Origin of the sequence: Vibrio sp. D401a (assembly GCF_030248515.1) — a bacterium.
Taxonomy (GTDB): Bacteria; Pseudomonadota; Gammaproteobacteria; order Enterobacterales; family Vibrionaceae; genus Vibrio; species Vibrio rotiferianus.
The window spans coordinates 138932-151966 of the sequence record NZ_JAHGAI010000019.1 but is presented as its reverse complement, the minus strand read 5'-3'; the positions used below and the strand labels follow the sequence as shown (position 1 = coordinate 151966).

Annotated in this window: 15 protein-coding genes; 9 read left to right on the top strand and 6 right to left on the bottom strand. The window is 46.5% G+C overall.

Annotated features, from left to right (window positions below; all coding sequences use genetic code 11):
* Nucleotides 1–16 precede the first annotated feature (16 nt).
* The 4 genes from KIV41_RS09605 to fusA all read left to right on the top strand — a co-directional run bounded on the left by KIV41_RS09605 (nt 17) and on the right by fusA (nt 5358).
* The gene (locus KIV41_RS09605; protein ID WP_285336178.1) at nt 17–901 is read left to right on the top strand and encodes a LysR family transcriptional regulator; all 885 of its coding nucleotides are present in this window, start codon (nt 17–19) and stop codon (nt 899–901) included.
* A 120-nt stretch (nt 902–1021) separates the two neighbouring features.
* Nucleotides 1022–2026 (top strand): N-acetyltransferase DgcN, encoded by a 1005-nt coding sequence (gene dgcN / locus KIV41_RS09600; RefSeq protein WP_285336177.1) that lies wholly within the window; start codon nt 1022–1024, stop codon nt 2024–2026.
* Between the two features lie 14 nt (nt 2027–2040).
* Nucleotides 2041–3027: an N-acetyl-D-Glu racemase DgcA gene (gene dgcA / locus KIV41_RS09595; RefSeq protein WP_285336176.1), complete on the top strand. Its 987-nt coding sequence runs from the start codon at nt 2041–2043 to the stop codon at nt 3025–3027.
* 306 nt (nt 3028–3333) lie between these two features.
* A complete protein-coding gene (gene fusA / locus KIV41_RS09590; protein ID WP_010453053.1) occupies nt 3334–5358 on the top strand; it encodes an elongation factor G in 2025 nt (674 codons plus the stop codon).
* A gap of 71 nt (nt 5359–5429) precedes the next feature.
* Here fusA and KIV41_RS09585 read toward each other — a convergent pair whose 3' ends face one another.
* On the bottom strand, nt 5430–5624 hold the full coding sequence (locus KIV41_RS09585; RefSeq protein WP_005429524.1) for a hypothetical protein: 195 nt from the start codon (nt 5622–5624) through the stop codon (nt 5430–5432).
* Between the two features lie 94 nt (nt 5625–5718).
* Nucleotides 5719–6333, bottom strand: a complete 615-nt coding sequence (locus KIV41_RS09580; protein ID WP_010453057.1) for a sugar O-acetyltransferase — start codon at nt 6331–6333, stop codon at nt 5719–5721.
* A 175-nt stretch (nt 6334–6508) separates the two neighbouring features.
* Here KIV41_RS09580 and KIV41_RS09575 point away from each other — a divergent pair, with 175 nt between their 5' ends.
* Nucleotides 6509–7309, top strand: coding sequence for a phosphotransferase (locus tag KIV41_RS09575; RefSeq protein WP_285336254.1), 801 nt, complete (start codon nt 6509–6511; stop codon nt 7307–7309).
* A gap of 3 nt (nt 7310–7312) precedes the next feature.
* Here KIV41_RS09575 and nqrM read toward each other — a convergent pair whose 3' ends face one another.
* Genes nqrM through KIV41_RS09560 form a run of 3 tightly spaced genes read right to left on the bottom strand, consistent with a single transcriptional unit; the run spans nt 7313 to nt 8300 of the window.
* A complete protein-coding gene (gene nqrM, locus KIV41_RS09570; RefSeq protein ID WP_285336175.1) occupies nt 7313–7516 on the bottom strand; it encodes a (Na+)-NQR maturation NqrM in 204 nt (67 codons plus the stop codon).
* Complete coding sequence (locus tag KIV41_RS09565) at nt 7516–8013, bottom strand: NifB/NifX family molybdenum-iron cluster-binding protein (protein ID WP_010453064.1); 498 nt, start codon at nt 8011–8013, stop codon at nt 7516–7518. Before KIV41_RS09565 ends, nqrM begins: the two co-directional genes overlap by 1 nt.
* On the bottom strand, nt 8010–8300 hold the full coding sequence (locus KIV41_RS09560) for a DUF134 domain-containing protein (RefSeq protein ID WP_285336174.1): 291 nt from the start codon (nt 8298–8300) through the stop codon (nt 8010–8012). The genes KIV41_RS09565 and KIV41_RS09560 overlap by 4 nt, the downstream gene beginning before the upstream one ends.
* A 341-nt stretch (nt 8301–8641) precedes the next feature.
* Here KIV41_RS09560 and KIV41_RS09555 point away from each other — a divergent pair, with 341 nt between their 5' ends.
* The 3 genes from KIV41_RS09555 (at nt 8642) to KIV41_RS09545 (ending at nt 11855) form a co-directional block, all read left to right on the top strand.
* The gene (locus KIV41_RS09555; protein ID WP_045385513.1) at nt 8642–9634 is read left to right on the top strand and encodes an ABC transporter substrate-binding protein; all 993 of its coding nucleotides are present in this window, start codon (nt 8642–8644) and stop codon (nt 9632–9634) included.
* An 87-nt stretch (nt 9635–9721) separates the two neighbouring features.
* Nucleotides 9722–10621, top strand: coding sequence for a proline/glycine betaine ABC transporter permease (locus tag KIV41_RS09550; protein WP_285336173.1), 900 nt, complete (start codon nt 9722–9724; stop codon nt 10619–10621).
* A complete protein-coding gene (locus KIV41_RS09545) occupies nt 10614–11855 on the top strand; it encodes a glycine betaine/L-proline ABC transporter ATP-binding protein (RefSeq protein ID WP_285336172.1) in 1242 nt (413 codons plus the stop codon). The genes KIV41_RS09550 and KIV41_RS09545 overlap by 8 nt, the downstream gene beginning before the upstream one ends.
* A gap of 57 nt (nt 11856–11912) precedes the next feature.
* On the opposite strand, the gene KIV41_RS09540 is transcribed toward KIV41_RS09545, so the two are convergent.
* A complete protein-coding gene (locus tag KIV41_RS09540; protein ID WP_285336171.1) occupies nt 11913–12146 on the bottom strand; it encodes a hypothetical protein in 234 nt (77 codons plus the stop codon).
* Nucleotides 12147–12345: 199 nt separating this feature from the next.
* Between KIV41_RS09540 and KIV41_RS09535 the strand changes: the two genes are divergently transcribed.
* Nucleotides 12346–12858, top strand: a complete 513-nt coding sequence (locus KIV41_RS09535) for a copper resistance protein NlpE (RefSeq protein ID WP_010453076.1) — start codon at nt 12346–12348, stop codon at nt 12856–12858.
* The last annotated feature ends 177 nt before the right edge of the window (nt 12859–13035 follow it).

Sequence of the window (13035 nt, the reverse complement as noted above, 5' to 3'; positions counted from 1 at the left end):
AGCGAAGGAAACCGCAGTGAATTTAAGGCAGTTGGAAGTCTTTTACGCAATCATGCAAACCGGAACTGTTTCTGGTGCCGCACGTCTACTGCATGTCTCGCAACCCAATGTCACTCGGGTACTTGCTCATACGGAACAGCAACTGAGCTTCGCCCTATTTGAGCGCATCAAAGGCCGCTTAGTACCGACCCAAGAAGCCAAAGCCCTGCTTCCAGAAGCAGAGAAAGTCTATCAACAGCTTGGGCAATTTCGCTCTCTCACCAATAAGGTGAAACAAGGCACTCAGCACTTGAGAGTCGGAGCTCCACCAGTATTGGCTTCCCAGTTGCTTGTTCCGACGGTTGCAAAACTGTCTAAGCAGCAAGGCATCTCATTTGAACTGTTAACTGCAAACCGCGATGAGCTGTGTTCAGGCTTACTTAAGCACGAATTAGATGTGGCGATTGCTTTTGGTGAAGAAGCCCCACCCGCGATTTTGAGTGAAGTTTTACTCAAGCAGCAACTTGTCCTGATTGCGCCAAAAGAGGCGCTCAACTCGAATGACGACACGATTTCGTTTGATGATTTGATTCAGCACGAATTGCCGATCATCGGCTTGGACAGTCGTGACCCGCTTGGTTTATTGCTTCATCAAACACTCTCTGCACGTAATGAACATTATCACCATGAGATCACAGTACGCAGTTACGCCGCTGCCGCTGAACTCGTCAAGCACCACTCCGGCTTTGCGATTGTCGATCCATGGACAGCAAAACAATATCAAAATGATACATCGGTAAGCGTGCGCTCACTTTCTCCAGCGCTGTCATTTTCTATCTCTATTTTGTTTGCGGAGCACACACCGCAATCCATTTCTACCAAGCTTTTTATAGCGTCGCTAAAGCAGCATGTGAATCAGTAAGTTAGCACTCATGCTCACCTATAACTTCAAGTTATAGGCGTACAACAAATAGGCATTCGGCTTCCCTCTTCAAACTGACTACATTGTCTGAAAACGTAATGAATGAAAAAGGGAACCATCATGCAAATTGCTCAACCTTACTTACTTTTTCTTGGCGACGTCACCGATCCATTAGCCGCAAAAACTGCGCGCGGAATCCATCAATGGCGCCCAGAGATTTGTTTAGGGCAGCTTCGCCTCACGTCAGAAACCGTTTCATTGGGTTTAACTGACATGACGCTGCAACAGGCTCAGCAGCTAGGCGCGAAAACGCTCATCATCGGTACCGCAAACCCAGGTGGTGTTATTCCTGAATCATGGCTGGCGACGTTACTGGAAGCGGCGGAAATGGGGTTTGAAATTGCCTCGGGTATGCACCAACGTCTTTCGGAACTTGCATCTTTGAATGACTTGCAGCAACGTGGCTTAACCAAGTTACACGATGTACGCCATTACGATGCCTCGCTCAAAGTGGGTAATGGTAAAGCGCGCTCGGGGAAACGCTTACTAACGGTTGGCACCGACTGCTCGGTTGGCAAGATGTTCTCTGCCCTCGCGATTGAGAAAGCTTTACAGCAATCTGGTTGTAACGCTGAGTTCAAAGCCACAGGTCAAACTGGCATCTTAGTCGCTGGCGGCGGTATTTCCATTGATGCGGTCGTCGCGGACTTTATCTCTGGCGCGGTTGAAACTATCAGCCCTGAGTTTACTAACCACGAATGGGACATCATTGAAGGACAAGGTTCGCTGTTTAACCCCTCTTTTGCGGGCGTGAGTTTAGGTTTGCTTCACGGTGCACAAGCTGACGCTTTGGTATTGTGTCACGAGATCGGGCGCCCGCACATTCGCAACCTTCCTCATGCTAAATTGCCAACGATTGAGCAAACCATCGAGGCAAATTTGCAAGCAGCACGTTTAACAAACCCTAACGCACAACTTGTTGGGATCTGCTTGAATACCTCGGCAATCGATGAAGATGGTGCCACACAGCTTTGCCGCGACTGGGCTGAGAAATACCAAGTGCCAGTGACCGATCCTGTCCGTTTTGGCGTCGAGCAAATTGCTCAACAGATTATTGCGATTTAAGGGTTGTAGACGCAATGAAAATTCATGTAGAGCCCGTTTCCATTACGATGGCGACACCTTTCCGTATCTCCCGTGGCAGTCGAACCGAATGTCACGTGGTGAGAGTAACCATGGAGCAGAACGGCATCAGTGCCCAAGGTGAATGTACGCCTTATCCTCGTTACGGCGAGTCGGTGGAGTCGGTGATCAAAGCCACTTCTCAAGCCGCTCATGAACTGCAAGGTTTGTTTGCCAAAGGCGATGCGAACATAGTCTCTCTCAGAGAAAAGCTGCAAACCCTTCTCCCTGGCGGCGCGGCACGTAATGCACTCGACTGCGCGATGTGGAACTTACAGGCCAAGCTAGCTGGCAAACAACATGCTCAAGAATTGTTTGAGTTACCGACGTCGATTGTCACGGCGATGACCGTATCGATTAACACTCCAAAAGCAATGGCAAGCCAAACCTGCAGTTACATCGAACAGGGCGCTGAATTGCTTAAAGTAAAGCTTGATGGCGAACAAGTGATTGAGCGTGTGCGAGCTGTTCGCGAAGCAGCTGGCGAGGCGATGATAGTGCTGGATGCAAACGAAGCGTGGCAAGATCTTGACTTAGACGCCACTTTTGCTGCGCTAGCGCCACTGAATATTGCAATGATTGAGCAACCTTTGCCCTCGAGTGACGATGATAAGCTGAAAGACATTTTGCATCCTATTCCACTTTGTGCTGACGAAAGTTGTCATACACGTCAGCAATTGCATGAGTTAGTGGGTAAATACGAAATGGTCAACATCAAGCTCGACAAAACCGGAGGCTTGACTGAAGCCCTGCTGCTTGCAGAAGAGGCGAAACGCCTTGGCTTTACCTTGATGTCTGGCTGCATGCTAGGCACTTCATTAGCAATGCGTGCAGCGCTACCCATAGCGGCACAATCGAAAGTGGTCGACTTAGATGGCCCAGTCTTACTTGGTCAAGACGTCGACTCAGCTCTGGTTTATGAACAGGGTAAAATTATTCTCTGATGAGTAGGCGATCATCGCATTCCCCATTTCATGATCCAGATTAAAAAACAATCACTTCCAGCATGAAATAAGTCACATAAATTATACTGCTATTACGGCATGCTAGTGTTGTAGTAACCCCTTATCTTATTTCAGCAAGGTGGTGGTTGTATGTATAGAGTCATCCGAAAAATGACATGGAAGACGAAAAGGCGGTAAACCCGCCCTACTCCAATGCAGTTCATGGCCTGATATCAGGTTTGCTTTGGAATCGTTGATGTCTACAAAGACATGTTCGGTTTCGCAAGTCATTTGCAAGGAGGCTCTATGCCTATCAATAAGATCCGCAACGTCGCTTTTGTCGGTCAAACGGGTACCGGCAAAACCACTCTGATAGAAAAACTGCTCTACACCTGCCAAGCCACCAGCCATTTAGGTTGTGTGGAAAAAGGCGATACCGTCACCGATTTCGACCAACAATCCATCCAATATCAACACAGCATCGAAGCCACTCCAGTCACCCTCAGCTGGAACAAACACCGCCTCAATATCATCGACACTCCCGGACAGAGTGAACTGCTCGGACGCACGCTCAGCGTGTTCCCTGCCGTTGAAACCTCAGCGCTGATCATCGACCCACAAATGCCCATCAACCAAACTTCTGACCGTTTATTCGCCTTTGCCAAAGAGCAGCAAAAGTGCCAGATGATCATCATTAACAAGCTCGACAATCACGGTAACCAACTCGAGGCTGTGATGGAAAACATCATCGAGCATTTCGGGGATAACTGCTTACCGATCAACTTACCTGCTGCCGATGGTCAATCGGTTGTAGATTGCTACTTTGAGCCAGAAATCGAGCGCGAAACCTTACTTTCTCAAGTCGATGAAGCTCATGAAACCTTGATTGACCAAGTCATCGAAGTCGATGAAGAGTTGATGGAACTGTATCTCGAACAGGGTTCCGAACTGACACCGGAGCAGCTGCATGATCCATTTGAAGAAGCATTAAGAACCGGGCACGTGATCCCAATCTGCTTTGTGTCTTCCGAGACAGGCGCCGGGGTGGAACTACTGTTGAGAACCCTAGCGGAAATCATGCCGATGCCAAATGAAGGTAACCCGCCACTGCTTGAGAAAAACGGTAAGAAGGTCAAAGTAAACTGTGAAACTCTAGAGCACAGTGTGGCGCATGTGTACAAAATAAGCGTCGACCCCTACATGGGCAAGCTCGCCTATTTACGCGTTTACCAAGGCGAAATCAACGCAGGCAGCCAGCTCTACATTGGTGAGAGCAACAAAGGATTTAAAGTCGGTCATCTCTACCAATTGCAAGGCAAAGATAGAACCGAAATCCCAAGAGCACTTGCTGGCGATTTCTGCGTACTGGCTAAAGTCGATGAGCTAGAGTTTGATTCCATTGTTCATGACTCTCATGAAGAAGATGGCGTACAACTCAAAACCCTCAACTTCCCGGACTCGATGTACTCGCTATGCCTCAAACCAGTCAAGCGTGGGGACGAACAAAAACTCGGTGACGTACTGAACAAAATCGCCAGCGAAGATCCTTCTCTCCGAATCGAACATCGCGCACGCACTAATGAAACCATCATCAGTGGTCAGGGTGAATTCCATCTAAAAGTCGCGCTTGAGAAAATGTCTTCGGTCTACAAATTGGAAGTGGAAACCAGCCAACCAAGCGTTGAATATTTTGAGACCATTACCAAGCCAGCAGAAGGTCACTACCGCCATAAAAAACAAAGCGGTGGCGCGGGACAGTTTGGCGAAGTACAACTAAAGGTGCGTCCACTTGAGCGTGGTTCAGGCTTTAAATTCATAAATAAAGTCGTGGGCGGCTCCATTCCGACTGCACTGATACCAGCCGTAGAAAAAGGTATTGTTCAAGCACTAGAAGAAGGGGCAATTTCTGGTAATCCAATCAAAGATGTGGAAGTCACGGTTTACGATGGGAAGTATCATTCGGTCGACTCAAAAGAAATCGCGTTTGTCATCGCCGGTAAGAAAGCCTTCTTAGATGCGATCAACAATGCAGATCCTATTGTGCTCGAACCGATTGTTCAAATGGAGCTTCACATTCCAACTGCGAATGTGGGTGATGTCTCCGGCGACCTATCTGGCAATCGTGGACTGATTGAAGGGACTGAGCCAATCGATGCTAACTTCACCATGCTAAGAGCGAAATCTCCAGTGAACGAGTTACAAGATTATGCTCGTCGTCTACGATCAATTACTGGCGGTGAAGGCAGCTTTAACATGACACTCAGCCACTACGAACCAGCGCCACCAGCGGTGCAAAAACAAGTGTGCAATGAAGCGACGCAGCAAAACTAACCTCTCTCATTTATCCCCTAAAAAAACAAACGCCCTCAAAGCTTGGGGGCGTTGTTGTATTCTCTTGGTCTTTATTTGTCTAAAGACATACCAATCTGATCGAGCTTCGTTTGAAACTGTTCTACACTGTCGGCTTTATAGGTAGGAGAACCGTTAAAGTAGCGTGGCTTCTCTGGCAACATCGCATTCTTTAGTTCTTGTTCCTGATCGACATTGTCATGGTACACCGTTACACGGTTTGGGATATCCTGCTTCATAAATGCCATTTTAGTTCTCCTTTATTAAGACGAACCTTAAGTGTAGAAGCGAACAAAAAATGCGCAAAAGCTAACCATTGAAAATTTGATCTTCTTGACAATATCAATCCAACTTCATTTCCATCAAAGGTCGCCACATTTCGATGATCTCTTCTTCGGATGGCATTTCACTTTGCTTAATGGTCTTCACTACACGACAAGGATTACCGACTGCAACGCTGTCTGCAGGAATGTCTTTGGTCACTACACTTCCAGCACCAATAATTGCTCGGTCACCGATTGTCACACCGTCAAGAATGATAGCACCCGCGCCAATCCAGACGCTGTCACCAATACTAATCGGGTTGCCCGTTGCGATTGGACGAACACGCTCAGCAAGCTCAAATGGGTGCCCCGCCGTGCTGATCACGACATTTGGACCAATTTGCACGTACTCACCAATGTGAACAGGCGCAAGATCGAGAATAGTGACACCTGCATTCAGAAAGCCACCTTGAGTAAAGTGGATGTTGTTACCCATGTCACAATAGAAAGGCGGCACAATATTCACACCGTTCGCACTGCCAAGCAGTGACTCGATGATCTCAGCCTTCTTTAAATGCTCGGAAGGTCGTGCATGATTAAAGTCATACAGCTTCTCCTTTACTTCAGTTTGAAACTCAAACAGCTCAGGAGTAATGGGAATATGCACCGAAAAATCAACCAATTTACTACTCATCGACAACCTCTTAAGAACATAGAGTACGTCAATAAATAATCCTAAATTCAGCCAGTTAAGTGCTAACTATTCGCATCAGTTCAAGATGTATTTGCGAGCAACAGCGCATTTTGAAGTTGGCAATTGGCTTCCCTATGTTTATCTTGGAGTTTCACTCAGCAAGGAAAGCAGATTGATGTCACGAAAGGAGCTCAGCCAAATGGGCAGTGCCCAAGTTTATCTGGTCGAAATGGAAGGTCGCAAAGTCATTGAGAAGCGCAACCCGACACAAGTTGAAGTGGCCTTTTATCAACAACATTCTGCAACGTTCAACCAGCTAGGCATTCTTGTTCCCGAGTTTGTTGGGTTTGATACTGAGCAAGATACATTGTGGATTGAGTATATTCCTCACCGAATCGAGCAAGACTTCCTCCTGCAAGAGCCAAGAATCCTAAGCCGCCTTGTGCAAATTCATCAGACATCACCACCAAGCGAAAACGCAATATTTAAAACCCATAACTGGACAGAACAAGCAACTACCTCTGCACTTGAAACTCTCCAACTAGATGCGCGCACCGAGGCTTGCTTGCGCCATTTTCAAACCAAAGCACAATACCTATTCAAGTCCCAAACGCTACTCTCCGGAGACAGTAATGCTGGCAACTGGGGGCTAAGGGACAATGGTGACTTGGTACTCTTCGATTGGGAACGTTTTTCTATCGGGCATCCGGCGATTGATCTTTCGCCGTTAGTTGCGGGAATGGGTACTCTCAAAGACTATGAGCAAGTAGCAAAACGATATATAGAGCTTGGCGGTAAAGGCATAGAGTCAGAGCTCGCTACTGCTATCTTGTTAGCAAAAGCCTGGATCGTAATTGAGGTAACAAATCTGCTGGTTTCCAGAAACAATCCGCAAGCCAGCAAATACATAGAATGGTTTCGACAAACATTACCAAACTGGTGTGAGCCAGTGGCGTTAGAGGATAGTTTGAGCTAAGCGTTATCTTTTTGGGCTTGGCTCTTGGATCTGATAAAGGCGGCGTTCGCTCTCTGCACAAGTGGTCTCGCAATTACACACTTTATCGACGCCTACGTTATTCAAGCCACCGCAACTGCCTTGAATGCGTTTATTGTGAAAGATCACGCCCAGTGACATCAACAAAATGATGGCTAAGAACCCAACAAAAGTGAACAGCCAAACCATTACTTCACCTCTTTTACGTAAGAAGAAACTAATGCTTTAAGCTTAGTCGGGCGAAGCGTCATAAGCGCGTTTTTTGATTGAGATTTGGGATTTAGCAATACCGAAGGCGCTTTTTTACTACCACAACCGCCGCAACCACCTTTTTTGGCATGGTTGATAGAAGGACGCCCTTGTGTCGCTACAGTTAACGCTGAACGAGGAACACCCATCACATCATCCAGTGAACTGCGTGTTGAGAGCTTAAACACCTGCTTACCGCTACTTAGAAGCTTGCCAAGCGCACGCTCGCCTATATTACGAACCAACACCGCATCGACTTTATACTCTTGTAGAGATTGAATGAGTTGTGACTTGGCTTTGCAGCCAGCTTGCGGCATAGCAGCAATATTAGCGAGGTTCTTCAACAACCCTTCCGTATCGGAGTAAATAGCAATATATGGGGCTTTAACAAAGTGATTGGCGACGCGTTCGCCGTCATTTGGAATGGCATAAATCATGAGTTTGACTCCTGGTCAGGAAAAACAAGTGCATGACCCTCAACTAGGCTTTTCGCAACTTTAAAACGCGCGCTCTTAACCGTATTACCAAAGGTCTGGCGAGAGACTCCCATTTGGTCGGCAGCTTGCTGTTGGCTTAAACCTTCTAGATCGGCCAAACGCAATGCTTCCAGTTCTTCTGGCAATATGTCGACTTTCTCTAAGACATAAAACGGCACGCCATTGGGCTTAAAACAATGGTGTGCTGCACGTCCACATATGCGTCTTTCTATTTTTGGTCTCGCCATCACATCCTCTCTACAAAACGCCTTCACCTTACGCCCATTTATGGCATATGCCAATTATAGTTTTTGGCATATGACAATATCTTAGTTTGCAAAAATAACGTTTACAGCGAAATATTCGTTAGACATCTAATAATAATGCAACAGCACATACAAACCACCATACGATTCATTGACATACATCGATAAAAAACCTCTCATTTATGAGGGTGTTTTAATCAAATATTCACCATCATTTTCACACCCGTTAACAAATAAAGCTATAATTCATCTAATACATTAGTTTGAACACTAATGATTAATTCGTTACCCTAAGTGAGCTATTTAGAGAAAGGAAACTCAATATGACGTACAAAACTCCCTTACTACTAGCGATTGGTGCGCTAGCAGCGACCAACGTAAACGCAAGTGAGTGTGGAACGGTTACCATTGCAGATATGAACTGGAATTCTGCAACACTGATTGCCAATGTGGACCGTTTTATTCTTGAGCACGGCTACGGCTGTGATGCCGAACTCATCCCTGGCGACACCATGCCAACTGGCACCTCAATGATCGAAAAAGGGCAGCCAGATGTGGCACCAGAACTTTGGAGTAACAGCCTTAAAGATGCGCTAGACAAAGGTGTTGAAGAAAAACGCCTTCGTTTTGCAGGCAAAGCGTTAGTCGATGGTGGCGAAGAGGGTTTCTGGATCCCAGCCTACCTTGTTAAGCAATATCCTGAAATGAAAACCATCGAAGGTGTGAAAAAACACGCGAAGCTTTTCTCTCACCCAGAGGACAAAGCAAAATCGGCATTTTACAGCTGCCCTGCCGGTTGGAACTGTCAAATCAGTGCTGGCAACCTGTTCAAAGCAATGGATCTTGCTGACTCAGGTTTTGACATCATTGATCCAGGCTCAAGTGCCGGTCTGTCAGGCTCGATTGCAAAAGCTTACGAGCGTGAAGAAGCGTGGTTCGGTTACTACTGGGCACCAACTGCGGTTCTAGGTAAGTACGACATGGTAAAAGTGGATTTCGGTAGCGGTGTAAACTTGGATGAGTTTGTAAACTGTACCACTCAAGCAGAGTGTGATGCGCCAAAACCAACTATGTACCCACCTTCACCAGTTCATACGATTACGACTGAAGAGTTTGCTTCACGCTCTCCAGCCGCTTACGACTACTTCACTAAACGTGGTTTCACCAACGCGGACATGAACCAACTATTGGCATGGATGGAAGACAACCAAGCTGACGGTGAAGAAACCATGTTCCATTTCCTAGAAAACTACCCACAGATCTGGACAGCATGGGTTCCTCAAGACGTAGCTAAAAAAGTGCAAAGTGCACTGTAAGACTTAGACGTTTCGTAAACGGTATAGGAATACCGCATTGTTGTATGCCGAGGCTCACTTGAGTCTCGGCAAGAAAAGGAAGTAAACATGTCTGACTCGAATTGGCTTAGCGAATTCCCAGAAATGGATCGCTCAGATCTTAGAGCCATCCGCAAAACCTTAGATGGCGCCTACCGCGATTTCTCTCGTGAGTACGGCGACCTCATTGAATCATTCTTCGACCCTCTTCTCTCATTTCTCGTTTGGTTCGAAAAACTACTCATTTCAACACCATGGATGATCATCCTTGGCGTCTGCGTCGCCTTGGTATATGCAGCAAGTCGCTCCTGGAAGCTAGCAGTTGCCTGCTTTGGATCTTTGATACTGATCGGCTATTTCGGTATGTGGGAAGACACGATGCGGACACTCAGCATCATCACTGTGTGTACCATGCTCGCCATTGCACTCGGCATTCCGATTGGTATTGCCATGGCCCGCTCGAATCGCGTGCAATCGGTCGTGACACCACTGCTTGACGTGATGCAAACCATGCCCGCGTTTGTCTATTTAATACCTGTCGTTATGCTTCTTGGTATCGGTAAGATCCCAGGCTTAATTGCGGTTGTTATCTACGCAATCCCACCTGTGATTCGTTTGACCAACTTAGGCATTAGACTGGTAGATAAAGAAGTACTTGAAGCTGCTACCGCCTTTGGTGCCAGTAAAAAGCAGCGCTTAATTGGCGTGCAATTACCTTTGGCTATGCCAACCATCATGGCTGGTATTAACCAAACCATCATGATGGCGCTTTCTATGGTTGTTATTGCGTCAATGATTGGCGTGAAAGGCTTAGGTCAGCCTGTATTAAAGTCAATCACCAACCAGTACTTCACGCTTGGTCTGCTTAACGGCTTAGCGATCGTTGCACTGGCTATTCTGTTTGATCGTGCTTCGCAAGCTTACGCGAAACGAACGCAAGCGCACTTAGGAGATCTGAAACATGACTAAGCCACTTATTGAAATCAGCGGGCTGTATAAGATCTTCGGACCAAAGCCAAAAACCGTCATGGAGCGAGTAAAGCAAGGGCAGAGCAAAGACCAAATTCTTGCTGATACAGGCCATACTGTTGGTTTGAAAGACATCAATCTGCAAATTAACAAAGGGGAAATCTTTGTCATTATGGGGCTGTCAGGCTCTGGTAAGTCAACCATGATTCGCCACTTCAACCGTCTGATTGACCCGACCATGGGGCAAATATTGGTTGAGGGCGTGGATGTAATGCAGCTTTCAGCGACCGAACTGGAGGAGTTTCGTCGTCATAAGATGTCGATGGTATTCCAACGTTTTGGTCTATTGCCTCACCGCACTGTGGTTGACAACGTCGCGTACGGCTTGGAGATCCAAGGTATCAAAAAAGAAGCGCGTCTTGCGAAAGCTAATGAGTGGTTGGAAACGGTTGGTCTTAAAGGCTACGAGAATCAATACCCTGCACAGCTTTCTGGCGGTCAGCAACAGCGTGTCGGCTTGGCTCGCGCTCTAGCTACTGATGCCGAAATCCTACTAATGGATGAAGCTTTCTCCGCACTCGACCCATTGATCCGTAGTGAGATGCAAGATCAGCTTATCGAACTGCAAGAGAAGCTACACAAAACCATAATCTTTATTACTCACGACTTGGACGAAGCACTTCGTTTGGGTGACCGTATCGCTATCTTGAAAGATGGCGAACTAGTTCAGCAAGGTTCTCCAGACGAGATTCTGCTCCACCCTGCCGATGACTATGTAGAAGCCTTCGTTAAGGACGTAAACCGAGCAAGGGCTCTGACGGTAGAAACCGTAATGCAACCACCAGCGTATCGCATTACCGCTACGACCATTGAAGAAGCTCTTATCGAAATGAAACGCGTGAAGCAAGGCTATGCATACCACGTAACCGATGAAGGCTACCAAGGTGTCGTCACCAAAGAAAGCTTACTAGATGCCGCGAAGATGGATGCTGCGCAAGAGCTGGCAGAAGAGATCTATGAAGAAGTGCCGGTTGTTTCGCCCGACTCTGTCATTGAAGAAGTGCTACCAGACACCATGTCTTGTGACTACTCACTGCCTGTTGTGGATGATGAAGGTAACCTGCAAGGCGAGTTAGAACGCAGTGCCGTCGCTGAAATCTTCACTGATAACTCTGAAGAGGCGTCGCCGCCAAAGGAGGTAAAAACGCCTCCAGCAATGGATAAGGCATCCTAATACGCATAAGGCTCATCATCAGATGAGCCTTTTTTCTGGTGACGCTTTAAAATCGCACTACGAAAGCCAAATCATAAATGCAAAGATCAAAACCAACAACAAAATACCAAAATAGCTGATACGTAAACGCATCGCGTCCGATACCGGTTTGTGTGGACGTTTGCCCAAAGTGAGAATAGACACACCAAGATACCCAAGGTAATAGCTCACTATTTCGAGGACAAAGTCGATAATAATCCAACGGACAAGCACCCCGAATACCCGAAGGGCTCCTATGTAGAATTCTTCCATTTTATTTTCCTATTCCCTCTTCTTTGCAAATCACTGACGTTAAAGAATTTTTCTTACAAAAGCTGTTCAATGGTTTGCTTTGTTCTGACGCAGGTCTAGGAAACAAGTCTATTATTATCACGGTATACCCAAGTGACCTTAGCATACATGCGACGAGATCATTTGGGTATATCAACTCGTTGATTTAAAGAGGAATCAAATGAACAAGACATTACTAGCAATAACAATGGCTGCTGTATTTACTTTGGTGGGCTGTCAGGATGAGAAACCAAAGGAGAGCACCGCGACTGATGTACCTCAAGCAACAGAAGTTGAAACAACCATTGATGCGACACCGATTGAAGAAGAGCAAGTGATCACAACAGAAACATTTGTTGACTCAGCACACAACGCGCAAAATGCACTAGATTGGAATGGCACGTACACAGGTAAATTGCCATGTGCCGACTGTGCGAGTATTGATACAACTCTAACCTTAAACCCAGATGGCAGCTATACATTGGTTCAAGTATATAAAGGCAAAGAGGATGGTGAATTTAAATCTGAAGGTCAGTTCACTTGGAACGAGTCAGGTAACACTATCACACTGGTTGACGAAGCCGCACCAAACCAATACTTCGTTGGTGAAAACATGTTAATGAAGCTGGATATGAACGGTGAAAAAGCGACAGGCGAGCTAGCGTCATTCTACAACCTAAGCAAGATGCCTTAATGCTGAGTAGCGATTTCATCTAATCCTGATAAAGACCCAATCCGAGCCTCCCCCGCTCGGATTTTTTATTCTCGCTCATTAGAACGACAATCAAGAATTTTCATTTATTGAGAAAAATAACAATGGCACCAATTGACGCAAACGATTGCCATTGGTAGATTGCGCCATCTTTTTCAT